27 protein-coding genes are annotated in these 26278 nt (G+C 47.1%); 19 read left to right on the top strand and 8 right to left on the bottom strand.

Annotation, left to right across the window (positions count from 1 at the left end):
* The first annotated feature begins 83 nt into the window (after positions 1-83).
* From argC to BFR57_RS11210, 7 genes are all read left to right on the top strand, one after another.
* On the top strand, positions 84-1121 hold the full coding sequence (gene argC / locus BFR57_RS11240; protein ID WP_071464085.1) for an N-acetyl-gamma-glutamyl-phosphate reductase: 1038 nt from the start codon (positions 84-86) through the stop codon (positions 1119-1121).
* On the top strand, positions 1118-1861 hold the full coding sequence (gene argB / locus BFR57_RS11235) for an acetylglutamate kinase (protein WP_071464084.1): 744 nt from the start codon (positions 1118-1120) through the stop codon (positions 1859-1861). The genes argC and argB overlap by 4 nt, the downstream gene beginning before the upstream one ends.
* A 22-nt stretch (positions 1862-1883) precedes the next feature.
* Positions 1884-2816, top strand: coding sequence for an ornithine carbamoyltransferase (locus tag BFR57_RS11230; protein WP_071464083.1), 933 nt, complete (start codon positions 1884-1886; stop codon positions 2814-2816).
* A gap of 10 nt (positions 2817-2826) precedes the next feature.
* A complete protein-coding gene (locus tag BFR57_RS11225) occupies positions 2827-4029 on the top strand; it encodes an argininosuccinate synthase (RefSeq protein WP_071464082.1) in 1203 nt (400 codons plus the stop codon).
* A 9-nt stretch (positions 4030-4038) separates the two neighbouring features.
* Complete coding sequence (gene argH / locus BFR57_RS11220) at positions 4039-5868, top strand: argininosuccinate lyase (RefSeq protein WP_071464081.1); 1830 nt, start codon at positions 4039-4041, stop codon at positions 5866-5868.
* 156 nt (positions 5869-6024) lie between these two features.
* Positions 6025-8781: a hypothetical protein gene (locus BFR57_RS11215; protein WP_071464080.1), complete on the top strand. Its 2757-nt coding sequence runs from the start codon at positions 6025-6027 to the stop codon at positions 8779-8781.
* A gap of 91 nt (positions 8782-8872) precedes the next feature.
* Positions 8873-11539: a TonB-dependent receptor gene (locus BFR57_RS11210; protein ID WP_071464079.1), complete on the top strand. Its 2667-nt coding sequence runs from the start codon at positions 8873-8875 to the stop codon at positions 11537-11539.
* A gap of 29 nt (positions 11540-11568) precedes the next feature.
* Here BFR57_RS11210 and BFR57_RS11205 read toward each other — a convergent pair whose 3' ends face one another.
* The 5 genes from BFR57_RS11205 to BFR57_RS12770 all read right to left on the bottom strand — a co-directional run bounded on the left by BFR57_RS11205 (position 11569) and on the right by BFR57_RS12770 (position 15295).
* Positions 11569-12492 carry a mechanosensitive ion channel domain-containing protein gene (locus BFR57_RS11205; protein ID WP_071464078.1) on the bottom strand — a complete coding sequence of 308 codons (924 nt, stop codon included), beginning with the start codon at positions 12490-12492 and terminating at the stop codon, positions 11569-11571.
* A 12-nt stretch (positions 12493-12504) separates the two neighbouring features.
* Positions 12505-13122, bottom strand: a complete 618-nt coding sequence (locus BFR57_RS11200; RefSeq protein ID WP_071464077.1) for a glutathione S-transferase family protein — start codon at positions 13120-13122, stop codon at positions 12505-12507.
* Positions 13123-13146: 24 nt separating this feature from the next.
* On the bottom strand, positions 13147-13791 hold the full coding sequence (locus tag BFR57_RS11195; protein WP_071464076.1) for a DUF1707 domain-containing protein: 645 nt from the start codon (positions 13789-13791) through the stop codon (positions 13147-13149).
* Positions 13792-13929: 138 nt separating this feature from the next.
* Positions 13930-14937, bottom strand: a complete 1008-nt coding sequence (locus tag BFR57_RS11190; protein WP_071464075.1) for a hypothetical protein — start codon at positions 14935-14937, stop codon at positions 13930-13932.
* A gap of 94 nt (positions 14938-15031) precedes the next feature.
* Positions 15032-15295: an efflux RND transporter permease subunit gene (locus BFR57_RS12770; RefSeq protein WP_290439331.1), complete on the bottom strand. Its 264-nt coding sequence runs from the start codon at positions 15293-15295 to the stop codon at positions 15032-15034.
* Between the two features lie 11 nt (positions 15296-15306).
* On the opposite strand from BFR57_RS12770, the gene BFR57_RS11185 reads away from it, so the two are divergent.
* Positions 15307-15816 (top strand): YbfB/YjiJ family MFS transporter, encoded by a 510-nt coding sequence (locus BFR57_RS11185; RefSeq protein ID WP_290439330.1) that lies wholly within the window; start codon positions 15307-15309, stop codon positions 15814-15816.
* Between the two features lie 122 nt (positions 15817-15938).
* On the opposite strand, the gene BFR57_RS11180 is transcribed toward BFR57_RS11185, so the two are convergent.
* Positions 15939-16466, bottom strand: a complete 528-nt coding sequence (locus BFR57_RS11180; RefSeq protein WP_216096954.1) for a hypothetical protein — start codon at positions 16464-16466, stop codon at positions 15939-15941.
* A 58-nt stretch (positions 16467-16524) separates the two neighbouring features.
* Here BFR57_RS11180 and BFR57_RS11175 point away from each other — a divergent pair, with 58 nt between their 5' ends.
* Together BFR57_RS11175 and BFR57_RS11170 are read left to right on the top strand one after the other, a co-directional pair.
* Positions 16525-17157, top strand: a complete 633-nt coding sequence (locus BFR57_RS11175; protein ID WP_071464276.1) for a TetR family transcriptional regulator C-terminal domain-containing protein — start codon at positions 16525-16527, stop codon at positions 17155-17157.
* Positions 17158-17201: 44 nt separating this feature from the next.
* Positions 17202-18182 (top strand): MDR family oxidoreductase, encoded by a 981-nt coding sequence (locus BFR57_RS11170; RefSeq protein ID WP_071464073.1) that lies wholly within the window; start codon positions 17202-17204, stop codon positions 18180-18182.
* A 303-nt stretch (positions 18183-18485) separates the two neighbouring features.
* Here the strand turns inward: BFR57_RS11170 and BFR57_RS11165 are convergent, their stop codons facing one another.
* On the bottom strand, positions 18486-18686 hold the full coding sequence (locus tag BFR57_RS11165; RefSeq protein WP_006956255.1) for a hypothetical protein: 201 nt from the start codon (positions 18684-18686) through the stop codon (positions 18486-18488).
* Between the two features lie 75 nt (positions 18687-18761).
* Here BFR57_RS11165 and BFR57_RS11160 point away from each other — a divergent pair, with 75 nt between their 5' ends.
* The 9 genes from BFR57_RS11160 to BFR57_RS11120 all read left to right on the top strand — a co-directional run bounded on the left by BFR57_RS11160 (position 18762) and on the right by BFR57_RS11120 (position 25399).
* On the top strand, positions 18762-19106 hold the full coding sequence (locus BFR57_RS11160; protein ID WP_053954071.1) for a hypothetical protein: 345 nt from the start codon (positions 18762-18764) through the stop codon (positions 19104-19106).
* Between the two features lie 66 nt (positions 19107-19172).
* Positions 19173-19664 carry a DUF411 domain-containing protein gene (locus BFR57_RS11155; protein ID WP_071464072.1) on the top strand — a complete coding sequence of 164 codons (492 nt, stop codon included), beginning with the start codon at positions 19173-19175 and terminating at the stop codon, positions 19662-19664.
* Between the two features lie 2 nt (positions 19665-19666).
* Positions 19667-19885, top strand: a complete 219-nt coding sequence (tatA, locus tag BFR57_RS11150) for a twin-arginine translocase TatA/TatE family subunit (RefSeq protein WP_053954069.1) — start codon at positions 19667-19669, stop codon at positions 19883-19885.
* Positions 19875-21638 carry a copper resistance system multicopper oxidase gene (locus BFR57_RS11145; protein WP_071464071.1) on the top strand — a complete coding sequence of 588 codons (1764 nt, stop codon included), beginning with the start codon at positions 19875-19877 and terminating at the stop codon, positions 21636-21638. Before tatA ends, BFR57_RS11145 begins: the two co-directional genes overlap by 11 nt.
* Before the next feature lie 11 nt (positions 21639-21649).
* Positions 21650-22393, top strand: coding sequence for a copper resistance protein B (locus tag BFR57_RS11140; protein WP_071464070.1), 744 nt, complete (start codon positions 21650-21652; stop codon positions 22391-22393).
* Between the two features lie 26 nt (positions 22394-22419).
* Positions 22420-22770: a copper resistance CopC family protein gene (locus tag BFR57_RS11135; RefSeq protein WP_011234483.1), complete on the top strand. Its 351-nt coding sequence runs from the start codon at positions 22420-22422 to the stop codon at positions 22768-22770.
* Positions 22767-23615, top strand: a complete 849-nt coding sequence (locus BFR57_RS11130; protein ID WP_253183640.1) for a CopD family protein — start codon at positions 22767-22769, stop codon at positions 23613-23615. The genes BFR57_RS11135 and BFR57_RS11130 overlap by 4 nt, the downstream gene beginning before the upstream one ends.
* A 17-nt stretch (positions 23616-23632) precedes the next feature.
* Positions 23633-24067 (top strand): nuclear transport factor 2 family protein, encoded by a 435-nt coding sequence (locus BFR57_RS11125; RefSeq protein WP_055437789.1) that lies wholly within the window; start codon positions 23633-23635, stop codon positions 24065-24067.
* 21 nt (positions 24068-24088) lie between these two features.
* The gene (locus tag BFR57_RS11120) at positions 24089-25399 is read left to right on the top strand and encodes an APC family permease (protein WP_071464068.1); all 1311 of its coding nucleotides are present in this window, start codon (positions 24089-24091) and stop codon (positions 25397-25399) included.
* Positions 25400-25425: 26 nt separating this feature from the next.
* Here the strand turns inward: BFR57_RS11120 and BFR57_RS11115 are convergent, their stop codons facing one another.
* On the bottom strand, positions 25426-26172 hold the full coding sequence (locus BFR57_RS11115) for a MauE/DoxX family redox-associated membrane protein (RefSeq protein ID WP_071464067.1): 747 nt from the start codon (positions 26170-26172) through the stop codon (positions 25426-25428).
* Between the last annotated feature and the right edge of the window lie 106 nt (positions 26173-26278).

Below are 26278 nucleotides of genomic sequence, written 5' to 3'. Positions count from 1 at the left end.
TCCATAAAAGTTGCATAAATATATTTATTCAGTTAGTCTGCATATAAATTCAGCTAGATGCAAATAAGTAAGCAGACTTTGAGATGGAAAGAAAGCAGTCAGCAAAAAAATATTCACTCCAGAATGTGGTGGTCATCGGTGCCAGTGGTTACGCGGGCGCCGAATTGGTGTCATTGTTAAATGATCACCCGCTTGTCGGTGAGCTGACGCTATATGTATCTGAGCAGAGTCATGATCGTGATAAGTTTATTGCTCAGCTTTACCCGCGTTTTAAGGGGCGTGTTGATCTACCTTTACTCGGTTTGACCGTAGGCACGGTTACGGATGCTTTGGCAAATGCCGATGCTGTGTTTTTATGTACCTCGCACGAGGTGAGTTGCCAATGGTATGCCCAACTGAGTCAGTTAACGGCGACAGTGTTTGACTTGTCAGGCGGCTTCCGGTTGCCCACTGCAGATTTATATCCGCGCTTTTATGGCTTTGAACACCCAGCAACTGAGGCATTAGCCAAAGCAGTCTATGGACTAGCGGAATGGCTAGATGAAGGGTTTGATAATGCCCGCTGGATAGCCGTGCCGGGTTGTTATCCCACCGCTAGTCTGCTGGCGCTCAAACCGCTTGCAGTGTTTAACCACCAAATAAATCATACCGTCATTAACGCGGTGTCAGGCGTGACCGGCGCGGGTCGTTCCGTAAGCCTCAAAACCCAAGCCGCGGAGTTATCGCTACAAGGCTACAATGCTGGTGTTCACCGTCATCAGCCAGAAATTGATTACTACAGTGGACTGAATACGTTGTTTTTGCCTCACTTAGGTGACTTTAAGCGGGGCATACTTGCGACCATTACAATTCACTTCAGTGAAGCACCTTCTCAGGCGCAATTAAAAACAGTTTTCGACGTGTATCAAGCCAGCGCCCTCGTTCACATAGCCGAGGGTGAATACCCGGCACTGAACGATGTGGTTAATAGCGGCCGGTGTCATATCGGCTGGCATTTGAATGGCAACGTGTTGGTGATCTTCAGTGCCATTGATAACTTGCTCAAAGGCGCTGCTAGTCAGGCTCTGCAATGCTTCAACTTAAAGTTGGGTTTACCGAGTGAGGAGGGCGTACCGCTATGAATGTCATCAAACTCGGTGGGCGTGTACTTGATGATCCGCAAGGTTTAACGACGCTGTTTCAACATATTGCTCAGCAACAAAACTTAGAGCCCACGCTTATCGTTCATGGCGGTGGCCAGCAGGTTGACGACTTGTTTGCCAAGTTGAATCTGTCAGTTGTTAAGTATCACGGTTTACGTGTGAGTATGGCAGAGCAAATGCCGCTGATTGTGGGGGCACTCGCCGGCACCGTTAACAAGCAGCTACTGGGCATGGCAATTAAACAAACACTCAAGCCGGTCGGGCTGACGTTATTTGAAACGGGTTTGCGCGTCCATCAAGGGCAGCCCGAATTGGGTATGACGGGTCATTGTATTGAGCCCTTTGAAGTGAGTGAGTTATTACTGACGTTATTAGAGCAGAAGCACCTACCTATCGTGAGCTGTGTCGGGTTTGATAGCCAAGGCCAGTGGCTCAATGTAAACGCTGATGAGGCGGCAGCAGGACTCGCTAAAGCGCTTTCCGCGACCCTTACCTTTGTCAGCGATGTACCTGCGGTGCTTGACGACCAACAACAACCTATCGCGCAACTCGATAGTGATAGTATCGAACAGCTTATCCAATCGGGCACCCTCATGGGGGGCATGCGACTCAAAGTAGAGCAGGCGCTAAACGTTGCTCAATTCCTACAAAAGCAAGTGCGAATCTGCGGGTGTTCGTGCGACACCCGTCATCACTCCGGCACATTGATTAATCCTTAGTTTTTTAATATTCGAGATTCGTATGAACACACATTTTTTAACGGGTAATGAGCTTACCCAAAGCCAACTGTTACAGTTAATCAATACGGCTATTGAGCAAAAGTCACAGCCGCAAAAATTTACTCAGAGTCTAGCTGGAAAAAGCATCGTGACGTTGTTTGAGAAGCCTAGTTTGCGTACACGGCTATCCCTTGATGTGGGCATCCAACGCTTAGGTGGTCATTGTGTTTACCTCGACGAGCAAAACGGCCAACTCGGGCAACGCGAAACCATCGCTGATTACGCCAAAAACCTGTCATGTTGGTGCGACGCTATTGTGGCACGGGTGAATCAGCATGCAACTTTACAAGAATTGGCTAAGCATGCTTCTGTGCCTGTGATTAATAGCCTTTGCGATCAGTTTCATCCGTGCCAAGCCCTGGCTGACTGTCTTACATTGGTCGAGCACTATGGCGATGTGAGTGGTAAAGCGTTGAGCTATTGGGGAGACGGTAACAACGTGGCGCGTTCGCTGGCACTTTATGGTTGTCTACTCGGCATGCATGTCACTTTAGTAACCCCTGTTGAACATGGTCTCAGTGTGGCTGATATCGACCAACTCAACCAAGCAGGGTTCGGCTCGGTCAAACAAATTCATGATCCTGAGGCCTGTGAGCAGAGCGATGTTGTTTATACCGATACTTGGGTTTCGATGGGACAACAGCAAAGTCTCGATGAGGTTAAAGCCACCTTTATGCCTTATCAGGTGAACGCCGCCCTCATTAAACGGCTTGGAGCGAGTGCGGTGATGCACTGCCAACCCGCCCATCGTGATTACGAGATCACCTCTGAAGTGATGGATAGCGACGATTCACTGTGTCTTAAGCAGGCAGAAAATCGGCTATTTGCACAAAATGCGCTGCTTCATCTTTTACTTAACCCCAAAAACACACTGACCCAGCAACACGCGAGCTAAGGAGCAAACAATGAACAAAGTAGTATTGGCTTATTCTGGTGGTTTAGATACATCCGTCATTGTGCCTTGGTTGCGTGAAAACTACGGCTGTGAAGTGGTGGCTTTTGTGGCCGACGTAGGGCAGGGGGCAGAAGAACTCGAAGGCGTGGAAGCAAAAGCAAAAGCCTCGGGCGCTAGTGAGTGTCATATTGTCGATCTTAAAGATGAGTTTGCAGCTGATTACATTTATCCAAGTTTGAAAACCGGTGCTGTTTACGAGCAGAGCTATTTACTTGGCACGGCGATGGCTCGTCCGGTAATTGCCAAAGCGCAAGTAGAATTGGCGCGTAAAGTCAATGCGGATGCCTTAGCGCATGGCTGCACGGGTAAAGGTAATGACCAGATACGTTTTGAATCATGCTATGCCGCGCTGGCGCCTGAACTGACGGTGATTGCGCCGTGGCGAGAATGGGATTTAAGTAGTCGGGAGAGCTTACTTGCGTATCTTGCAGAGCGTAATATTCCCTGCTCTGCGTCACTCAAGAAAATCTATAGTCGCGATGCCAACGCGTGGCATATCTCACATGAGGGAGGCGAGCTTGAAGATCCTTGGTGTGAACCGAGTGACGAAGTGTGGACATTGACTTGCTCACCTGAACAGGCACCCGATAAACCTGAATATATCAGTCTAGCGATTGAGCAGGGCGCTGTGGTGAGTGTTAACGGTGAAGCGTTGTCGCCTCTTAAATGCCTCGAGCAACTGAATAAACTGGGTGCCAAGCATGGCATTGGTCGCGTTGATATTGTCGAGAATCGTCTAGTGGGTATGAAAAGCCGTGGTTGTTATGAAACGCCGGGAGGGACCATCATGATGCACGCTTTACGTGGCATCGATGAGTTGGTTCTCGATAAAATGACGCGCTCATGGAAAACACAGCTAAGCGAGCAGTTTGCTCAGTTGCTTTACGATGGACGTTGGTTTACCCCTAACCAAGCATCGGTGTTAGCCGCCGCCGAAAGTCTGAACCGAGTGGCAACCGGTGAAGTCGTGATTAAGCTCTATAAAGGTAATGTTACTGTCACGCAAAAGTGTTCTCCTTATTCACTTTACAGCGAGGCGTTTGCCACCTTCGGTGCCGATAATGTTTATGACCAAAAGCATGCCGCAGGCTTTATTCGCCTCTATTCACTGTCGAGCCGTATCCGCGCGTTAAAACAAACGGCAAAAGTGTAGGAGGTGAATATGACCAAGGGACTCTGGGGAGGCCGGTTTAGTGCGCCTCCCAGCCAAGCTTTTCAGCAGTTTAATGACTCTCTGCCATTTGACTGTGTACTACTTGAGTTTGATATTCGGGGCAGTATTGCTTGGGCGCAATCGCTGCAACAGGTGGGCGTGTTAACGACCGATGAGTACAGCCATATACAGCATGCATTGCATGACATTTTACAGCACTGGAGTGGGTGTTTAGGTGATGTCGCGGTGGCCGGTGATGAGGACATTCACGCCTTTATTGAACGTCAGCTGATCGAACGCATTGGCGATCTGGGTAAAAAACTGCATACAGGTCGTAGCCGTAATGACCAAGTCGCCACCGATATTCGACTGTGGTGCCGAGCGCAGGTCGAGACCCAATGGCAGCGACTCGAGCAACTAATTGCAGCGCTGGCTAATTTAGCTGAGCGCGAAGCAACAACGGTGATTCCTGGCTATACACATTTGCAACGCGCACAACCGGTACTATTTTCGCACTGGTGCTTAGCCTATGTTGAGATGTTTAAGCGCGACCAGGCACGGTTAAAAGATGCGTTAGCGCGTATCAATGTGTGCCCACTCGGAGCGGGCGCTCTAGCCGGTACGGCTTATCCGGTCGATCGAACGGAATTAGCGCTTCGTTTGGGGTTTAGCGCGCCGGCGACGAACAGTTTAGATGCCGTATCCGATCGCGATTTTATTGTCGAACTGCTATCGGTGGCTTCACTGTCGATGATTCATCTCTCTCGTATGGCTGAAGATTTAATTTTTTATGCCAGTGGTGAAGCGGGGTTTGTTGAATTAGCCGATGATGTGAGCAGTGGCTCGTCACTGATGCCCCAGAAAAAGAATCCCGATGCGCTTGAGCTAATTCGCGGCAAGTCGGGACGTGTAGTTGGCGCGCAAGTGGGACTGTTGATGACATTGAAAGCACTCCCGTTGGCGTACAACAAAGACATGCAAGAAGACAAAGAGGGCTTGTTTGCCAGCTATACCCAGTGGGGAGCCTCTATCGATATTGCACAGCAATGCGTGAATGGTCTTACTGTCAATCAGCCCCGGGCGTTACAAGCAGCGAAAGGCGGCTACTCAAATGCGACTGAGCTTGCCGATTATTTGGTTAGCAAAGGCGTTCCATTTCGAACCGCGCATGAAGTGGTGGGAGAATGCGTGCAGATAGCGCTTCAGCACCAGCAACCGCTCGAAGATTTGCCTCTCAGTACTTTGCAAGCAGTGCATTCGGTGATTATGCCTGACGTTTATGAATGGTTGAGCATTGAGGCGCTATTGGCAAAACGAAATGCACTCGGGGGCACCAGCATTGAACAGACACAAGCTGCGCTTAAGAAGCTTCAGCAAGGTCTGCGTATTAAGGTTCGTGATGCTACGTTGGATGATATTGATGCGATTGTCGGCTTGGTTGGTCACTGGGCAGGTGCAGGCGAAAACCTGCCACGAGCGAAAGATGACATTGTGCACTCAATCAATGAATTTGCCGTGTCTGAAGTCGATGGCAAAGTCACTGGGTGCGCTTCGCTTTATATCTACACCACAGGCTTAGCTGAGATACGTTCGTTGGGTGTTAATCCACAAAGCCAGGTACGAGGGCAAGGTCGTATGCTGGTTGAACATTTGTGCCACAAAGCGCGTCAAATACGTTTAAAGCGCGTGATTGTGTTGACCCGTGTGCCTGACTTTTTTAAACAGCAAGGCTTTACGCTGTGCGACAAAGCACAGTTACCAGAAAAGGTAATGAAAGACTGTGAGTTGTGTCCTAAGAAACACTGTTGCGATGAAATTGCGATGGAGTATGGGCTGTGAAAGCAGCTCATCAAATTAATTTCGTACGTTGCAGTTGCGTTACTCTAATATGAAGATTTGATGACAGTTTGTGATTGTCACAAATTTGTCACGCTAGCTCCCTAAGATTCTCCTCGACTTTTAACCTATGGATAACATCCAAGTCGGGAGAACCCAATGAATCTGAATTCTTTGTTCAAAGCATCTGCGATTGCAGCAGCGTTAGCGCTTGCTGGTTGCGGTGGCGACATCAATATCAATTCGGGTGCTGAAGTGCAGCAACCAGATAATGGTGGTGACAATGGCGGCGACAACGGCGGCGATACAGGCGCTGATTTGCCGGGTACTACGAGTGGTTCACTTTCGTTAGCAGCGTCAGAAGCGCTGGGCGAAGAAGTACAAGTTCAAGTCATCTCAGGTCGTATTACTGCTGACACCACGCTAGTGAACAGCAAAGATGACGGTACAACAGTTATGTACGCTATCGACGGGCCTACGTTTGTCGGTGGTGATAACGAAAATTCAGCAACATTGACTATCGAGCCGGGTACCGTGGTCTTCGGTCGTCAAGGCAATGACTACCTTGTTGTTAGCCGTGGTTCACAAATCATGGCAGATGGAACCTCTGATTCACCAATCATCTTTACTTCATCACAAGATGTGGTTGGCGAAGAGACAGGCGCTGGTCAATGGGGTGGCTTGGTTATCCTAGGTAACGCTTCAAGTAACAAGTGTCCTTCAGATGGTTCTGACTGTGCACTGCAGGTGGAAGGTGCTGAAGAAGGCGCAGTATTTGGTGGCTCTCAAGACGACGATAACTCAGGTACTTTACGCTACGTTGTCGTTAAACACGCTGGTTTCGAAATCGCACCTGACAACGAATTAAACGGTATCACGTTTGGCGGTGTTGGTTCAGGCACGACAGTTGACTACTTACAAGTTCACGGTAACGCGGATGACGGTATCGAAATGTTTGGTGGTACGGTTAACTTTAAGCACGTCGTGCTAACCAGCATGCAAGATGACAGTATCGACTGGGATAACGGTTACCGCGGTAAAATGCAGTTTGTTTACGTCGAGCAAGATCCAAACGGCGGCGATGCCAACCGTGGTATCGAAGCAGATAACGACGGCAGCGATCCTGCTGCAACGCCGATGTCTAATCCGACTATCGCTAACTTAACCATCATTGGTAATAACTTCCAAGGTGAAGATTCATCGGAAGGTATTTATCTGCGTGAAGGTACAGGTGCGCAACTCTACAACGTAGTGGTTACAGGTCCATCTGAAATGGGCGAGTGTTTGGAAGTCGAAGGAAGCCCACAATCACAAGCTAACCTGGGTGACGGCACTATCACCATGGAAAACTCCTTCATGGCGTGTAACAACAGCGAGAACTTCAAGTTTGGCGCTAGCGACGTTGACTTAGAGGATTGGTTCTTAAATCAGCAAGAAAACAACCAAGTGAGCACTTCAATTATGTTAGGTGCTAACGGTCAGCCAATGGCAAACTCACCGTTATTAGGTGCAGGTCAAGACGTTGCGAACACCGTTGATGGTAGCTTCTTTGAATCAGTTGATTTTGTTGGTGCAGTACCCGGGGACAGCGATTGGCGTCAGGGTTGGGCATTTGGCTTTGGCGGCGGTGAAGTCACTGCGGGCGGTTCAGAAGCGCCAGTAGCGGGTTGTCCAGACGGAACCGAAGCGATTACTCCTGTTGACGGTTCAACGACGACTTGTCAGCTCGAAGGTTCTTACACTAGTGATTTAACGCTAACGGCTGACAATATCTACGCCTTAAGTGGTCCAGTATTTATGGGCGGCGATAATGCAGACTCAATGACATTGACGATTGAGCCAGGCGTAACTGTTTATGGCCGTACAGGTGGTGACTACTTAGTGATTAGCCGTGGTTCAGACATCATGGCTGAAGGTACAGCAGCTGACCCTATCACTTTCACTTCAGCAGCCTACGTGGAGACTGGCGAAGGTCAACCGGGTCAGTGGGGCGGTTTAGTTATCTTAGGTAACGCCCCAAGCAATAAATGCCCATCTGACGGTTCTGACTGTGCATTGCAAGTTGAAGGTGCCGCTGAAGGCGCTGTATTCGGTGGTACCGATGCGGCCGATAGTTCAGGCACATTGCAGTACGTACGTGTCATGAACGGTGGTTTTGAAATCGCACCAGACAATGAGCTGAACGGCATCACCTTTGGTGGCGTGGGCTCTGGTACGACAGTTGAGTATTTGCAGGTGCATAACAACTCAGACGACGGTATCGAGATGTTCGGCGGCGCGGTTAACTTTAAGTATGTTGTTTTGACTAACATGCAAGATGACAGCATCGACTGGGATAACGGCTATCAAGGCAAAATGCAGTATGTATTGGTTCGCCAAAACCCAGACAATTCAGATACAAACCGCGGTATCGAAGCCGATAACGACGGTAGCAACCCAGCGGCAACGCCAATGTCTAATCCGACCATCGCTAACTTGACCATCATTGGTAATACGTTCGAAGGTGAAGACTCTTCAGAGGGTATCTACCTCCGTGAAGGTACTCAAGCAACGTTCTACAACACGATTGTTTCGGGTCCAGCAGGCATGGGTGAATGCTTTGAAGTTGAAAGCAACCCAGTGAGCCAGCAGCACTTGCAGGATGGTGGCATCGCGATGACCAACTCGGTTATGGCGTGTGAAAACGGTGAAAACTTCAAGTTTGGTTCAGGTGACGTCAACCTCGAAACTTGGTTCACTGACCAGGACGGCAATAGCATCGCGGCGGCAGCCGATACTTTAAACGGTATCTTTAGTATTACTGACGCAACTGCAGCAGACCTCAGCGGCGATACATTCTTCGACAACGCAACTTTCGTAGGTGCAGTTGAGGAAGGTAACGATTGGACTGCAGGTTGGACTGTAGGATTAGAGTAACCCCTTAAGTAGCACACCGTGCTCTTTAAAAGCCGTGAGGTGGCCTTCGGGACACCTCCGGCTTCCATAGTAACAAGAGGTAACTAATATCATGCGTGCCAACCGATTCCCTCTGGCAAATATTTCTCTCGCAGTGCTTGCCTGTTTGGCAACACCTGCGGCCCTCGCTTGGCAAGATGCTGAGCAAACCGAAACTGACGCAACGCAGCAGGCAAGCAATCCTGAGCAAGTCATCGAGGAAGTGGTTACCACAGGTACTCGTTTACAGGGCAGTGCCGCAGCTGTTGTGCAAGAGCGTAAAGAGCAGGCGTTCGTCGCAGATATCATGGGTGCCGATCAAATTTCACGCACAGGTGATTCTGATGCAGCCGCTGCACTACGCCGTATTACGGGCTTAACGTTAGTTGACGGTAAGTTCATTTATGTACGTGGATTGGGTGAACGTTACTCAAGTACACAACTCAATGGCATGTCTGTGCCGAGTCCAGATCCAACACGTGCTGTCATTCCACTCGACTTGTTCCCAGCCGATATCATTTCAAGTTTGGCGGTTCAGAAGTCTTATTCGGCTTCAATGCCTGCTAACTTCGGCGGTGGTAATGTTGATATCCGTTTGAAGTCTGCACCGACGCAAGAAGTATTTAATGCATCGGTTAAAGTGGGTGGCAATTCAGAAAACTTTGATGATGCCTACTGGTATGACGGTGGTAGCAGTTGGAAAGGTAAAGATGACGGAACCCGCGCTGCGCCTCAAATGTTACAGGCATTGTGGGGACAACGCACATTCCTTGACGAAATCAGCATTGAAGAAAACCGCGATGTCGCGCTAGCGCTGAACCGTGATTACGATCCAACGATGCAGTCGATCGACCCGGACTACGGTTTAGATGTTACATACGGTAACCGCTATGATTTGACCGATGATTGGGCGGTGGGTTTTTTGGCAACGGCTGCATACGATAATGAGTGGCAAGTATCAGAGCAGTTTTTAGGGGAAAACTTCCGCCTAAACCCAGACGATACTTATACGCTGGTACGTGGTTGGGATGATGTTCAGTCAACTGAGCATCAAGTGACGTGGTCGGGGATGTTTACCTTTGGTGTGAACTACGGTGCTAACCATAAAGTCGATTTTAGCCACGTTATTTTGAACGATACCGAAGATCGCCTGCGCGAGAAATTAGGTAATAACAACAATATTAACTTTGGCTCAAATCAGCGCATTCGCGAATTTGACGTGAACTACCAAGAGCGTCGCATGGTAGCAAACCAAATTAAAGGGATGCACACCTTCACTGATTGGAACTTCTTGGGTGTTGATTGGAAATACTCAAAGTCTCGTTCAAGTCGTTACGCGCCAGGCAATTTAGAGACGCGCTTCATCATCACGGATCGCAATGAAGACGGTGTTTTCGATCGTGAGAATGAAAGTAACTTGACCAACGCCACAACAGCAGCGCGTTACTCATTCCAAGATCTCAATGACGAAGTTGAAAACTGGGGTGGGAATGTGACGCTTCCTATCATGCTGGATGATTGGGATATTACCTTAAAAGCGGGCGCGGATTTTGTTCAGAAAACGCGTTTTGCTACCAACCGCCGTTTTGATATCAATACGCGTGCGTTCCCTGACTCGAGCGTTTTGCAGGGCTATCAGTTAGGTGAAGTGCTAAACGATGACTTGCTGGCAAATACTGAGTTAAGTTTCACTCCGATTTTAAATGACACTACGGTTGCGGGCGATGATTACATCTCTGCACAGACCATTGATGCCTACTATTTTGAAGGCGATGTGTTCTTGAAAGATCAGTGGCGTATCACTGCGGGTGTACGTTGGGAAGACTTCCGCCAAGTTGTGGTACCGCTGGTACCGACAACAGGTGAAATCGACTTGCCAACCAACCCGACACCTAACGACTTAGCGGACCTGGCATTCCAGGAGGATGACTTCTACCCCTCGCTGGCGCTAACTTACTTCTTAACCGATGAGCAGCAGTTGCGCTTCAGTTACGGACAAACGGTAGTACGTCCTGACTTGCGTGAAGTCTCTAGTTCAACGTACCTCGATCCGTTGACTTTGTTCCCTGTCGGCGGCACACCGGGCTTGCGGACAACGTCGATCAAGAACTATGACGCACGTTGGGAGTGGTATCAAGAAAATGGCGATACCTTGTCACTAGGTATGTTCTACAAGGACATGACTGACCCGATTGAATCTGTTCAGTCGCCCGCCCAAGATGGTCCTCCATTAGTACGTATTGCTAACGCTGAGACCGGTGAAGTATACGGTGTTGAGATGGAGTGGTTGAAGTCTATCAGCAACAACTTCTTCGCATCGGGCAACGTCACTTTGAGTGATTCAGAAATTCAATTGAATACTCAAAATATCGTTGAACAAACCGGTGTTTCGACGTCGATTACCAATACCGAACGTCGCTTAACGGGTCACTCAAAATGGGTTGTAAACAGTCAACTTGGCTTTGATTCTGACAATGGTAAGCACTCTGCATCGTTGGTTTACAACGTGTTTGGCGAGCGCATTATCATTCCAGGTATCGAAGGCCGTGGCGATGCGTTTGAGCAACCTTTCCATAGTTTAGACGCGGTTTATAGCTACTATCCAGACTTTAATTCTCAGATCACGCTCAAGGTACAAAATATCTTGAACCAAGATAAAGAGATTGAGTTTGATGATACGTTGCTTCGTTCAGAAACGCGTGGTGTTAGCTTCTCGCTAACGTATAAGCGTGAATTCTAAATACGCGGAGAGTTTTGATAAAAGCGATGCTAATTAGCATCGCTTTTTTTTGCTCGTTGAATAGAGACTTCGAGAGGTCTTAATGTATCGAGGTGCACATCCCGTTGTGGGAAGGCGATAACGATATCATTCTCGGCGAATAGTGAGTCGATCTTATAGCGCAAATCTGACTGCACCCGACGTAAATCCATCGGTGCACTGACCGAAGTCCAGAACAGCAAATTGAAGGTAAGGCTGTTATCACCAAAGTCTTCAAATAACACTTCGATGGGGTATTCGGTGTTAATCTTTTTATGCTCTTTCGCCGCTTCCAGCATTAAGTCACGTACCTTTTCGGTCGGCGAACCATAAGCGACACCCACACTGACATTGCTGCGGATATCTTTTGAAACCAGTGTCCAGTTCACTACGCGCTGCTCTAAAAAGTAGCTGTTTGGCACAAGTACATGAATCCCATCAAAACGGCGAATACGTACGCAACGATTACCTATTTCTTCAATGCGACCTTGCTCGTTCTCGAGCTCAACGATATCGCCAATACGAATTGGACTCTCGGTTAATAGAATAAAACCCGATATCAGGTTATTGAGCAAGTTCTGCGCACCAAACCCCACACCAATGGCGAACGCACCACCGAGTACTGCAAATATGGTAATCGGAATACCAGCTAACGGTAGAGCAAGTAAAACCAGTAACAAGTAGGCTATAAACTGAAATAGCCGACGAAAGGTAAATAGGGTGTTTTCCGACGCGCCGTTGCGTAGTAGTGCACGGTTCAGTAACTGGCGGCCTATAATGCGAACAACGATGACACCGACGATGATAATGGTCAGTGCAATGACCACCTGGCTAAAATGAATTTTAGTATCGCCGGAGGTGTAAAGTGGTGTCTGCCATAGGGTTGTAAAAGCGGAGCTAAAGTCCGCCCATAAACTCGATGCTTCTTCTTGCATATTAGGCTCGAATTAAACGTTAGCAGAAGCGCGTTGCTTCATCGCTTGATACCAACGGAATAAATTGGGACGGCTTTCATCAACGCGTAGATTCACGACTTTGCCAAAGTCGACTGAGCAGAAGGCATTGATATCCGCGACCGTGAGCTTACCGCAGGCAATAAAGTCTTTACCTTCGAGTTGGTCGTTTAGGAAGTCAAAAAAGCGCTCGGCCTCTTTGATATTGTGCTCTCCCCATTCGCGGATTGGCTGCATGCGGTGCTTGAAATAATCGGTCGTGTGCTGAAAGCCCATGCCAATCGGATAGAACAAATAAAAATCGACCCAACGCGTCCACTGTTCAATAATGGCTTTGTCGTTGGCATTGTCGCCAAGTAGTTTAGGTGAGTCGGAATATTGGTTTTCAAAATAATGGCAAATTGCCGTGGTTTCGCAGATAAAAGTACCGTCATCGAGCTCAAGTACGGGGACTTTTTGCATGGGGTTTTTGGCTTTGAAAGAGTCGCTGAGGTTTTCACCTTTTGATAAATCGATTTCAACCCGTTCGACTTTTTCAAGTAATCCCTTTTCTGCGAGAAACATACGTACGCGACGCGGATTAGGCGCCTTTGCCATTTCGTAGAGCTTCATTGATTAGACTCCAGGTTGTTGTTTTTAGGTGGTCCAGTTACGCTTTAACTTATCAGCAAACGCAATAAAACGCTCGCGCATCGTTTGGCGTACTTTTATATCAATAGAAGAAAGTACGGAATAGCCGGAAATATGGATGTGCACTTTAGGCTCTTGTATTGGCGCCTCGAGGTGATTATCGAGTGAGCTAATAATGTTGGCAACATTGCAGGTCACGCGGGCAAACTCGGGTACAAAAATTTTAATGTCGCCAACCAGATCGAGTAGTTGAACATGAATCTCATCGCTCTCGAAGTGTGCATCAGTAAAGTCGATCTTGAGTGATCCCAACACGCTGTAGGCTTTAATTTTAGCCGGTACTTGCCAAGCGCCTTTCATACTCTGCGATGAAAGCACTGCCACAACTGAATGCTCGCTACCAGCAAATATTTTGGTAGAGCGTGCCTCAAAGCGCGCGGCTTTGCTTTGTTCGTACTGTGCATCGACTTGCAGGGGTAAGTCCTCAACCAAGTCGGCCAGTTGCTGATGAGCAGTCGCATCAAATGCTTGGTCAAGCCGAGCCTCAAAAGCCTCTTGCGATAATTCACCATGACTGTAATTCATAACCAGCTGGTCTATCACCTCTTCGCGGATTTTATCCAGAGGACGGTCTTCAAATTTCACAGCCATAGCGGCTCCAAATGTTATTTAAATGTTTAATTTATTAAATTATGGCTCGCTTTGACGGCTTTTCAAAGCTCATTTTTACAAAATATATACAACTTTTAACTAATAAGTTAGAAAGAGCGACTTGCGCCGCTCAATGCTTTATTGCAGTGAAGGTAATTTATTAAGTAGCGCAGGTGGTAATTTAGATACCAATGAACTGCGTAACGGATGCCAGAACACCGATACAAGTAGTAGGCCAGCCCCCACGATTAAGCCCATCACTGCGCTACCTAAGTCGACCAAGCCAACGCTTGTCAGCACTTGGCTGAAAATAAAGATAACGTAAGCCAATGCAGATACCATCAAGGCGCGACGATCGATAATCAGAGATACGATACTCAACACAACATAAACCACCAGTGTGGCGGCTGCTTGAGTGACACCGATTTCAAAATCACTGCCAAGAATGACGTTAAACAATGGATGGATCATCAGCGGCGCCGCTAGTAGATGAAGCCAAAACGCGACATCAGAACGGCGACTGGTGCGATCGACGTCCGAAGCATCCCAATACATGGCGATGCCAAAGGTGACTAAGCCCCCTGTCATGATCACTACGTCAATTAAGATGCTGTCTAGCAACCAGGTGGTGCTTAAGAACGACACAATGATACCAATCACCGTAGCGACCCCAGCCGCGAGCGTGATAGGAACACGGAACCGAAACCAATGTGCTGTTGCAACGGCACTAGCAGCAATAAATGCGACACCGCTAGCAATGTCGGGTCGTACCGTCATGGCAAGTAATTGCATAATCACGCCACCGAAGGTACCGCCCAATGCAGTCACCAATAGCACGATCGATGGCAGCGCCATATGTCGACGGCGAGTGAAGTACTCGGACAACAACCAACTTGCCACCGCGACTAAACCGCCACCGATCAGCGGCGACATGGTATTACCAATCGTCCACAGACCTGCCAAAGCAATCACTGCGGCGATCACGACAAAAATGTCGTTAAAGCCGTGTACTAGAGGAATATACTCTTGGTCCTGATTTAGGACTCCACCGCGCTGTTGTTGAATAAAATCACGAAACGCGTTCGCCGTTTGTTTAGGCATGACACCTGCCTCGACGGCCGCGCGAATATCTTTGTCGCTGTACATTTCAACGCCCTCATTTTGACTTTGATTAAACAATAATCACGGTGGAGACGAAAAGCGAATCTGCTTTGTTACAAACTGTAAGCAGTGAAACAAATCAGGTTCGCGTAAGCTCCTTCACTTTCTGTTTAGAGAACCAAGGGTAGAGCACCGGTAATACCACAAGGGTCAGTAACGTGGCGGAAACCAGTCCACCGACGATGACCGTGGCCAAGGGTCGTTGGATCTCAGCGCCTGCTCCCGTGGCAAACAGCATGGGTATCAGCCCGAGTGCTGAGGTGATGGCTGTCATCAACACCGGGCGTAAGCGAGACCACGCACCATCAAATACTGCCTCAGTGACCTGGTGACCGTCCGCGATACGCTTTATCGCTGGCTGGCTTAGGGTACATTATTACCGCAACCTATCTACCGTTTTTAGTCCATCAAGTGTTACCCGAGGTTGATTCGTCACATATCTGGGCGGTATTCGGATTAGGTGCCATGCCCTCGTGCTTTATTTGGCACAAAATTCATCAACGTCTAGGTTCCCAGCTTGCCTTACAAACTAACCTCGGCGTACAGGCTTTAGGTGTAGCGCTGCCGACGATGGGGTCGTCCTCTAGCTTTTATCTTTTAAGCGCTATTTTGGTCGGTTCTACCTTTATGGGAACCGTGACAATTGCAATGTCAGCTGCACAAAAAATAAAGTACAGAGTAAAGTTTAATATGCTGGCAGTCATGACGCTTTCTTATGGGGTGGGGCAAATTATAGCTCCTCTATTGGCCGAGGCGTTGAGAGCTTATAGTGAGACATTCAACAGTTCGTTAATAGCTGCCGCCATTGGCTTGGTGTTAGCTGGGGTAGTAGTGACTAAACCCAATAGAGCATCGACAAATTAATGCGATACGAGAGCCGCAGCTTTTGAAAAGTAGCTTTGAATCATGCTTGATTATTCAAGTAATCTATAAGCTCATCTCGGAATTTTATATCTCTAGCGGAGAGTGTTGGTGTCTGCTCGCTGCTAATCATCCGTTTGCTTTTTCGCATCGTCTGAATTTGCCTTGCTAGGCGACTTTCTCATTGCTGCTTTTGTGGCAAATATGACGACCCCAATACCTAAGGCCATGATGGCAATTAATGCCATAATCATTGTGTCCGATTGAACGCCAGTGGCGTGGCCGCTACCCTTCGATATAAATACATAAACAAGCGACAGCAGTGTTAGTGGTATCGATAAGATGAGTCCGACAATTTCAATCCAGAATAATGCGCGTGGCATTCTCGTGGGAGATACGGGAAAGATCTTTCCTAAATCCAGAGCATACACTAGGAAATAGGATACGCCACAAATCGCTGCTACGATGAATGAAAACGTGGATCCTTCAATTGAAAAATAGACTAACGCAAAGCTAGCAATGCCCAAAATGGTCAGAAACACATTAAATGCCCCTAGTTTCAGGGGAGGTATATGTGAAAAATCTCTGTTTTCAATTGGGCCGCCTGGTATCAAAACTCCAAGTAACACCATAAAGTTTTGCATCAGCGGCAATAGGATTCGACTTTTGTCTAAGTTGTTTTTTGTAGACGATCAGTCTAGTGTTCTTCACATGACAAATTTAATCGCTAAACCTCGAAGAGGAAGACCGCCAAAAGCAGCGGTTAAAAAACAAGATACCAGAGCCGCTCTAATTAGAAGTGGTCTTGAGCATTTAACCGAAATAGGTTTTACCGCCTCAGGCTTAGATAAAATCCTGAGAAAAGTCGGTGTGCCCAAAGGATCGTTTTACTTTTACTTCTCCAGCAAAGAAGTTTTTGGTCATGCAGTCTTGAATAATTACGCTAACTATTTCGCGAAAAAATTAGATAGTTGCTTACTTGATACTTCATTTTCGCCGTTACAGCGAATTCGAAACTTTGTTGAAGACGCTAAACAAGGTATTGCCAAGCATCAGTTTAAAAGAGGTTGCCTGGTTGGTAACTTGGGGCAAGAAGTCGATGCAATACCGGAGAGCTTTCGACCCGTGCTAATAGAAATTTTCGCAACCTGGCAGCAGCGTATTGCAAGTTGCCTTCGTGAGGCGCAAGCAACAGGTGAGTTATCACAAGATGCTGATTGTGACGCTCTAGCTGAATTTTTCTGGATTGGATGGGAAGGCGCGGTAAGCCGTTCACGGCTTGAGAAAAGTACGCAGCCGCTAGATAAGTATTTAGAACTTTTTACTCAGGGCTTACCTAAGTAATTTTTTTGTCATTTAGTAGACGGTCGGTCTATATTGGAGGCGTTATGTTTAATGGGGTATTAATTGAAAAGGACGAGCAGAAGTATACGGCGACTATCAAGGGCTTAGATGAAAGTGTTTTAATGGATGGTGATACGCTCGTTAACGTGTCCTACAGTTCGCTTAATTACAAAGATGCACTTGCCATTACCGGAAAATCACCAGTGGTGAGAAAATTCCCCATGATCCCTGGGATTGATTTGGTAGGAACTGTAGTCAGCTGCACTTCTGATAAGTTTAATGTTGGCGAAGAGGTATTGCTTAACGGTTTTGGCGTAGGTGAAGTGCACTGTGGTGGATTGGCAGAGAAAGCAAAATTAAGCAGTGACTGGTTAATTCCGTTACCCAAATCGTTATCAGCGAAGCAGGCTATGGCTGTTGGTACCGCAGGGTATACCGCCATGTTATGCATCATTGCTATCGAAAAACACGGTGTGACTCCTGATTCTGGGGAAATCCTTGTCACAGGTGCCAATGGAGGGGTGGGTAGTTATGCTATCGCGCTACTCGCTAAACTAGGCTATACCGTCGTGGCCGCCACCGGTAGAGTTGAAGAAGCCGATTATCTGAAATCACTTGGAGTGGCCGATGTTATCGATAGGCATTTACTGTCAGAGCCTGGACGTCCATTAGCCAAAGAACGTTGGGCCGGCGTGATAGACTCAGTGGGGAGTCATACATTGGTGAATGCATGCGCGAGCACTAAATACGGTGGCATAGTGGCTGCTTGTGGCTTAGCGCAAGGAATGGACCTGCCGGGAACAGTCGCACCCTTTATATTAAGAGGTATAACCTTAGCCGGAATTGACAGTGTTATGCGTCCCCTCGATGATCGAGTAGAAGCATGGGGTAGACTGTCTAAAATTTTAGACAGCAAAACGCTTGAAAACGTAGCTACGGAAATACCTTTATCTGAGGTTTGTGATACCGCAAATCACTTAATAGAAGGCAAAGTTAGAGGGCGTATTGTCGTTAAAGTCGGTTAGCTGTGAGATTAGCTTTGGAGGCGGAATCGATAAGATCTAATAACTTATTGTTTTATAGTGGATAAAAAATATTAAGATTCAAGCGTGTTACTTACCTTGTTACTAAAACTTCAGCTTTAGTTTTTTGATTGAAAGCTTTTTCACAAATGAATCTTTTAACTTTTTGGCTATGCCCAATACTCGCTTAACACGTTGAACATAGCTATAGTGGTCTGCAACTTGTGAACGTGTAGTGGCAAATAAATTCGTGCTTCTGATCAGAGATGAAAAGCTATACTTGTTGCTTTGGTTAAAGTGAATTAGCTATTTATCAACATTTTTCCATGGGCCGAACGCTATAAAGTAAAGAAGAATGATATTTGCGATAGGGATAACAATCAGAAGACCCAATGGACCAGGGTAGCCAACTCGTTGGCAGATACGCCATGCGGGAACAATAAAAATAGCTCCCACAATCAGCATCCATAGAAAGCCCATACCTGCGAACATTTCGTGATTCATCATTATCTGCTCCTTATTTGACATGCGTTAAAATGACGTTAGACTAAAGTTTATTAAATTGCAAAAAGCAGGGTGCTCGTGCTAATTCGAATTCTGTTATTAATGACAGTGCTATTGGTGTCGATGTCGTTTTCGCAAACGGCAGAAGCTCACGCATGTCATGATAACAGCCAAATGCAGCACAGCATGATGTACGAAGCCGACACAAACGATTGCGAGCATGAGACGCAAAAGCACAACTCGTGCTGTGCTGACATGACCATTCGGCATTGCTCCGGCGGCTCGGTTTTATTTGTCGGACAGTCTTCTTCGGTTAATGCCGCTGCAGTTAACCTCTCTGCCAAAGTCGATGCGCCCATCGACACCTCAATTCGTGCTAAACACGCGTCTAATTTATTCCGTCCCCCAATAATTACCGCTTAATAAGTTACTAGAAATTTAACACACGCTCGGCGTGTTTCCTTAAAACTTATTAATCGGTGAATAATTATGTCTATCAAACGCAATATCGCTGTTTTGGCGATGCTGTTTTCCGTGTCTGTATCTGCAACCGATGTAGAAGAGCAGCAACTAACCGTTCTAAAAGATCCCAACTGCGGTTGCTGTGAAAAGTGGTTACAAGCTTTACCCGATAGCTTTAGTGTGTCCGTACAACATCCGAACAACCTGACCCAACGAAAACGTGACTCCGGTATTAGTGCCGAGGTCCAATCCTGTCATACCGCTATTTCTAGTAATGGCTATGTCTTTGAGGGGCACGTTCCTCCTACATTGGTTTCTCATTATTTAGCTGGGAAAAAGTCAGCCAATGGCATTGGATTAACTGTTCCTGGCATGCCGGTAGGGTCTGTTGGTATGGAAATGGGTACTCGGTTTCAACCGTATACGGTCTATGAAATCAAAAAGGACGGTTCAATTACACCTTGTAAGCAGATAGCAAGTTTAAAGCAGCAGCAAGCACTCTCAAATGGAGGGCTTTAGCTATGGGATTTGGCGGCATGAGTATGGTTCAGTTAGGAGTTTTACTGGTTATTGTCATTCTTCTTTTTGGTAGTAAAAAGCTACGAACCCTGGGCTCCGATCTTGGTAGTGCGATTAAAGGGTTTAAATCATCGGTTTCTGATGAGCCGTCTGATAAGGAACAGGACGTTCAACGTTATCAAAATTTAACCTCAAAAGAGGAGCGTCATAATGAGCAATGAGTTTAACAAAGGGCGTCGAAAGTTTATTAAATCTGCATTCACTGTGGCGTCTGCTTTAGCAATCGCCAAAGTAGCCCCAACTTGGGCTGCTCCTCAGGGACGCAGTTTTAAAGATCAGATCCTGACAAACGATGAGATTGATCTGACCATTGCAAAGTCCCCACTGCTCGTGGGAAATAAAGTAGGAGCACCAATAACCATCAATGGCCAAATGCCGGGCCCTTTGATTCGTTTAAAAGAAGGGCAGCGAGCAAAGCTAAATGTGACTAACCGGTTGTCGGAAGACACGTCAATTCACTGGCACGGAATTATATTGCCGGAGAATATGGATGGCGTGCCTGGCGTATCTTTCGAAGGGATAAAGCCAGGACGAACGTTCAAATACCGCTACGATGTCGAGCAAAACGGAACTTATTGGTATCACAGCCATTCCGGTTTGCAGGAGCAATTGGGACACCTGGGGCCGTTAGTGATTGAACCGAAAGACGGAGACATTGGTGCTGATCGAGAACATACCATTATTCTCAGCGACTGGACATTCGAAGATCCGGATACCGTGTTTCGTAACTTGAAAGTTGCGGAGGGGTACTATAACTATCAAAAACGTACGATATTTGAGACCTTCGAGGACGTGCGACAGCAAGGGTTAGAGAAAACCTGGAAGCAACGAGAAATGTGGGGGCAAATGCGAATGAGCCCCCGTGATATTGCGGATGTGACGGGCAGTACTTATACCTACCTGATGAATGGCCGCGATTCACAGATGAACTGGTCAGCATTGTTTAAGCCTGGTGAAAAAGTACGCCTGCGTATCATTAATGGTTCGGCAATGAGTTTCTTCGACGTAAGAATCCCTGGATTGGAGATGACGGTAGTGGCCGCTGACGGGCAGCCTGTGAAGCCAGTGCCAGTTGACGAGTTCCGCATTGGTGTGGCGGAAACCTACGATGTAATTGTCCAGCCTAAGCAAAACAAGCCTTACACTATTTATGCTGAGAGCTTTGATCGAAGTGGTTATGTCAGAGGTACATTAACGCCGGAACTTGGTCTTGAGGCTGAAGTGCCTGAACTACGGCAAGTTCCTGAGCGAGGCATGGCCGCTATGGGCATGGGAGCGATGGCGATGTCCGGTGATATGAAAGGCAATAGCATGAATATGAAGCATATGGGCGGCAATAACAGCCATATGACGCATAAAATGACACACAAAAAAGAGCTTCCTGTGGAAAACATTAAAATTGAGCACAGTGAAGGTGGTCACGGAGCTGCTGCCGCCATGATAGCTATGAATCCGACCAGTCGTCTCCATGAACCGGGCATAGGTTTGGATAATGTTGACCATAGAGTCTTAGTGTATAGCGATCTTATTGGCGCCCAAGAATGGCCAGATAAGCGGGAACCAGAGCGCCAGATTGAACTGCATTTGACCGGTAATATGGAACGGTATATGTGGTCGTTTGACGGGAAGAAATACACCGAAGTTGACGGCCCTGTGCAGTTCCGTCACGGCGAGCGCTTAAGGTTGGTGATGGTTAATGACACCATGATGGATCATCCAATCCACTTACACGGTATGTGGATGGAACTTGAAAATGGACAGTATCCTCGTCCTCGTAAGCACACCATTAGTTTAAAACCAAGCGAGAAAGTATCACTACTGATATCCGCTGATGCACCGGGAAGCTGGGCATTTCATTGTCATCTGCTTTATCACATGAAAGCGGGCATGTTTCGTGTGGTAAATGTGGCATAAGGAGGAAGGCTATGTACGCTAAATCATTGTTGTTCACTACAGCACTTTTACCCGCAGTGGCAATGGCGGGACATGCAGAGGAAGGCTGGCCAGAGCCCGTTAAAGAATATTACACCGGGCAGGTATTATTTGACCGGCTGGAATTAACGCGAACAGACGAGGAAGAGAACGTTGCCGTTTGGGACATGATGGCTTGGTACGGTGGTGATTATCATCGGTTTGTCTTCAAAAGTGAGGGGGAAAATATTCAAGATGACGGAGAGCCCACTGACTTGGAAAGTGCTGAGTTGTTATACGGCTACCTGATGTCTCCGTTTTGGTCGTTTCAGGCCGGTATTGGTACGCGAGGTACCTTATCGTCGGACGCGTCTATGGAAAATTATGCTGTCGTGAGTTTTATGGGGTTGGCGCCCTATTGGTTCGAAATGGATAACTCGCTGATGGTGAATGAAGAAGGCGACGTCCAATTTGTTAGCGAAACTGAGTACGAGTGGCAGCTCACACAAACATCGTACTTACAGCCTCGCATTGAGTTTACAGCCAACCTGACAGATTCAGACAAATATGAACGGCAAAGTGGCTTGAGCAACTTGCGTGTGGGGTTGCGTTATCGTCACGAAATCAGTCGTGAGTTTGCACCCTACATTGGTGTTTATTGGAACGGCGCGTTAGGCAACACGGCAGATGAAATGAAACGAATGGGTGAGGACACCACAGAAACAGGCGTGGTCCTTGGGGCCAGAGTTTGGTTTTAATTGATAATAAACAAAGAGGAAACAACATGAAAAACATACTTAAGTTAGCCTTCGGTACCACGTTATTTTTTAGTGCATGGGCCAGCGCTCACGTCGGCCTAACATCCAGTAGCCCGGAGGACGGTGCGACTTTGTCCGAGTCACCAACGGAAATTACGATGAATTTTTCCGGTGATGTTCGTCTGGCTAAAATTATGCTGCACTCAGATGACGGTAAAATGCATCCGCTGGACTTTTCGATGAGCATGACTCCCAAAGCAGCGTACGAAATTGCTGTTAAAAACAATTTGGCGTCAGGTGGTTATACGGTTTATTGGACGGCAATGGGTGGGGACAGTCATAAAATATCGGGTGATTTTAGCTTTGAGGTGAAATGATGACCCTTTGGAGTGTGGCCAGCGTTTTAACGTTGGCCTTTATATTCTGGCTTAACGCGGTGATGACCGCCTCGCCTTATATCGTTTATTTGTCCGGTTTAAAAAAGCAGTCTGAACGAAAGAATAGCCTTGTTGCGTTGCTTCTATTACTGGCAAGCCTTCTGTATTTTTTTCTGAAAGTCGGTAGTTTTGCTGCTGAAGGCTTTGCCGGCATGATTGACACGACCTACATGCAGTTTATATGGACCGGCCCTGTTGGGTTGTTCATGCAACTTCAGATAGCGGTTGCTATTGCTTGGATTGTTTACTCCGTTGTTAAGCTAAAACGTATAAAGTGGGTGCTATATGTTGTCGCCATTGGACTCATGGGATGGAGCTTTTTAAGTATTGGTCACGGCAGTGACGCCGTCTGGTGGGGAAAGCTAGCGCTTTTAACACACTTGTTAGTCGCTTGGGTTTGGTTCGGCAGTCTTAACTCATTGCGAAAGCTGGCAACGTCGGTACCGCTTGCTAAAGCGAAAGCCATTATGGAGCGTTTTGGTGTGCATATGTCTGCAGCGGTTCCAATACTCCTTATTGCGGGCTTGGTTATTTATCGTAGTGCAACAGGGCGATGGATGCCAGAGCTGCCGCTTACGTCGTATGACACGGTACTACTAGCGAAACTTGTGTTTGTGGCGCTGATTCTCCTTGTTGCCGCATTGCATAAATTAAAGTTCGTACCGCAATTAAATGATAACGCGGCCGCCAAGCGACTCAAAAACTCCATAACGGCGGAAATGGTATTGGCTGTCACTATTTTTACCCTGGCCTCTGCGCTAAGCAGCGCGTTTTCCCCCGGTTAATGTAAGGAATAAGAAGAATGAAATTACTTGTGAGTGTTTTTATGGTTTCGGTAATGTTTATTTCAGCGCCCAGTAGCGCCGAAAAACTATCTGAGCCGACCGCTGTGCTTGATGCATTTCGAACTGCTTTAACTGAAGGTGACACGGAGGTCGTTAAAGACGTGCTTTCCGATGATGTGCTTATCTTTGAAGGTGGTGGCGTTGAACGGTCCTTGGCCGAGTACAGTGCTCATCACCTTAAGTCAGATATTAAGTTTAGCCAGGCGGTTCCTTCACAGTTGCTTGAAAGGACAGTACAAGAAGCCGATGGCCTTGCTGTGATCACTTCTCGGTATAGCGTTTCCGGGGAGTATAACGGGCGTGAGGTTGATTTAACGATGAATGAAACCGTAACCGTATCAAATACGACTGAGTCTGGCTGGAAAATTATCCGGATCCATTGGTCCAACTGAGTTCAATCACAGGAGCTGATTATGGCAGAACACGATCATGAACACGGACATCAGGATTATCAGAAAAGCAGCCTGAGTCTTTGGGGGGCGGTGTCGCTGGGGACTGGTGTGATGATTGGCGCTGGTATTTTTGCACTGACCGGACAAGTTGCTCAGCTGGCAAGAGAATGGTTTGTCCTGGCGTTTGTGTGCGGCGGTATCATTGCCGGCTTTAGCGCTTACTCTTACGTTAAGTTGGCGAAAGCCTATCCGTCAGCGGGCGGTATTGCGATGTTCCTCAGTAAAGCTTATGGAAAAGGAAGTGTGACGGCGATATTCGCACTCTTAATGTACTTTTCTATGGTCATTAATGAAAGTCTAGTCGCTCGCACATTTGCGTCCTATACAAGCCAGTTAATTTCTTTTGAAGCGCAGTGGCTTATTCCGTTGTTGGCGGTTGGGTTGCTGCTCTTCGCATTTTTTATCAATATTTTGAGTAATCAGTTTATTCAAACGTTCTCGTTCTTTATGGCCTTTGTGAAGGCTTTAGGATTGGTGATTTTAGCCGCTGGTGGTTTGTGGGCTTCAGGCATTCAGTTTGAATCGATATCTGCTATTCCAGAAGAAGCTTCGGGTGGCGGTATTTTAGCGGGTATTGCTTTAAGCATACTTGCATACAAAGGGTTTACAACAATAACGAATAGTGGCGGTGAAATTGTTGAGCCTAAGAAGAACGTCGGGCGTGCCATTATTATTTCGCTGGTTATCTGCGCGCTAATATATGTGCTAGTCACCCTGGCCGTTGGTTCGAGCTTGTCGATTGATGAGATTGTGACAGCGAAAGACTATGCGCTTGCTGAAGCAGCCAGACCCGTCTACGGTGAAACTGGACTCTGGGTGACGGTTGCGTTTGCAATTGTAGCAACGGTATCAGGAGTGATTGCCAGCGCGTTTGCCGTTTCAAGAATGTTAGCCATGTTGACCAATATGAAGCTTGTTCCACACAGTCATTTTGGCATGCCAGGTTCCATTCAGAAGCACACGCTGGTTTACACCATTGTTATGGCTATGATCTTAGCGGCATTCTTCGATTTGAGTCGAATTGCGTCACTGGGCGCTATTTTTTATATCGTGATGGACATTGCGATCCACTGGGGCGTATTACGGCATCTAAGGCAAAAGGTGAATGCCAATATTTACATACTTGTCAGCGCAATCACGCTAGACGTCATCGTTTTAGTCGCTTTTATATGGGTGAAATGGACGAGCGATCCGCTGGTGATTTGGGCGTCTCTTATCGGTATGGCATTGATTGCCGCTGGTGAGATTTTGTTTTTACGTAAAAAGCGTTAAGAAAAAGAGCGCATAGCGCTCTTTTTCTAGTTCATTGTAAAAAACATCCAGACAGCCATAGCGACCATCATGAGGTTTTCAGTGAGCGAAATGAAGCCTAACGGCACATTACTGGAGCCACCGACACAGGCACATTTTAGCTCGCGTTTGTCGACATAAACGGCTTTAAACACCGATATAGAGCCTACGATGCCGATGAATAATGCGACGGGTATGGATATGACATGGGCGAATTCCGCTGCCATTAACAGACCCGCCAAGCCTTCGGCATAGGGGTAAATACGGCCATAAGGCACCCATTTTTTGGCGAGAAGATCGTAATTGAGAAACATGGTAGAGAACTTCTCTACGTCCTGGAGTTTGAGCAAGGCCAGAACCACCATAGAGAAACTGATGAACCACTCGATGGTTTGTACGGTAAATACGCGACCAAAAGACAACCACGACGTGGCTACAGAGAGGAGTGCCGTCATAATAAATAATGCAATAACGGGTCGGTAACTGGTTGCGTCAGGGTCAGGAAGAGGCTTTCCAAGAAAGGCTCGAACCTCCTCGTACCCACCGATACGTTTATCACCAATAAACACTTGTGGAGTGGTATCGACGTCGTGCTTTTCCTTGAATTTGTCGGTTTCTTCTCGGCTTTCCAACAGGTTGTCGTCCACATCGTAACCGTTGGCTTTAAGTAAGTGCCTGGTTTTTAAACCAAAAGGGCATTGGTGGTCAGGTGTCGACATTCTGTAAAGCGTGGCTTTTTGAGTTGATTGACTCATAGTGACGTCTCCTTACTTAAAAATGGTACATCTATATACGCATTATAGTCGCTGGAGGATTAGCATCTCTAATTGTGAGATTAAAAATTCATAAAAATTGAAAATA

The organism is Idiomarina sp. MD25a (genome assembly GCF_001870515.1).
Classification (GTDB): domain Bacteria; phylum Pseudomonadota; class Gammaproteobacteria; order Enterobacterales; family Alteromonadaceae; genus Idiomarina.
The sequence above is the reverse complement of the archived record's forward strand: the minus strand, read 5'-3'. Positions and strand labels throughout refer to the sequence as shown.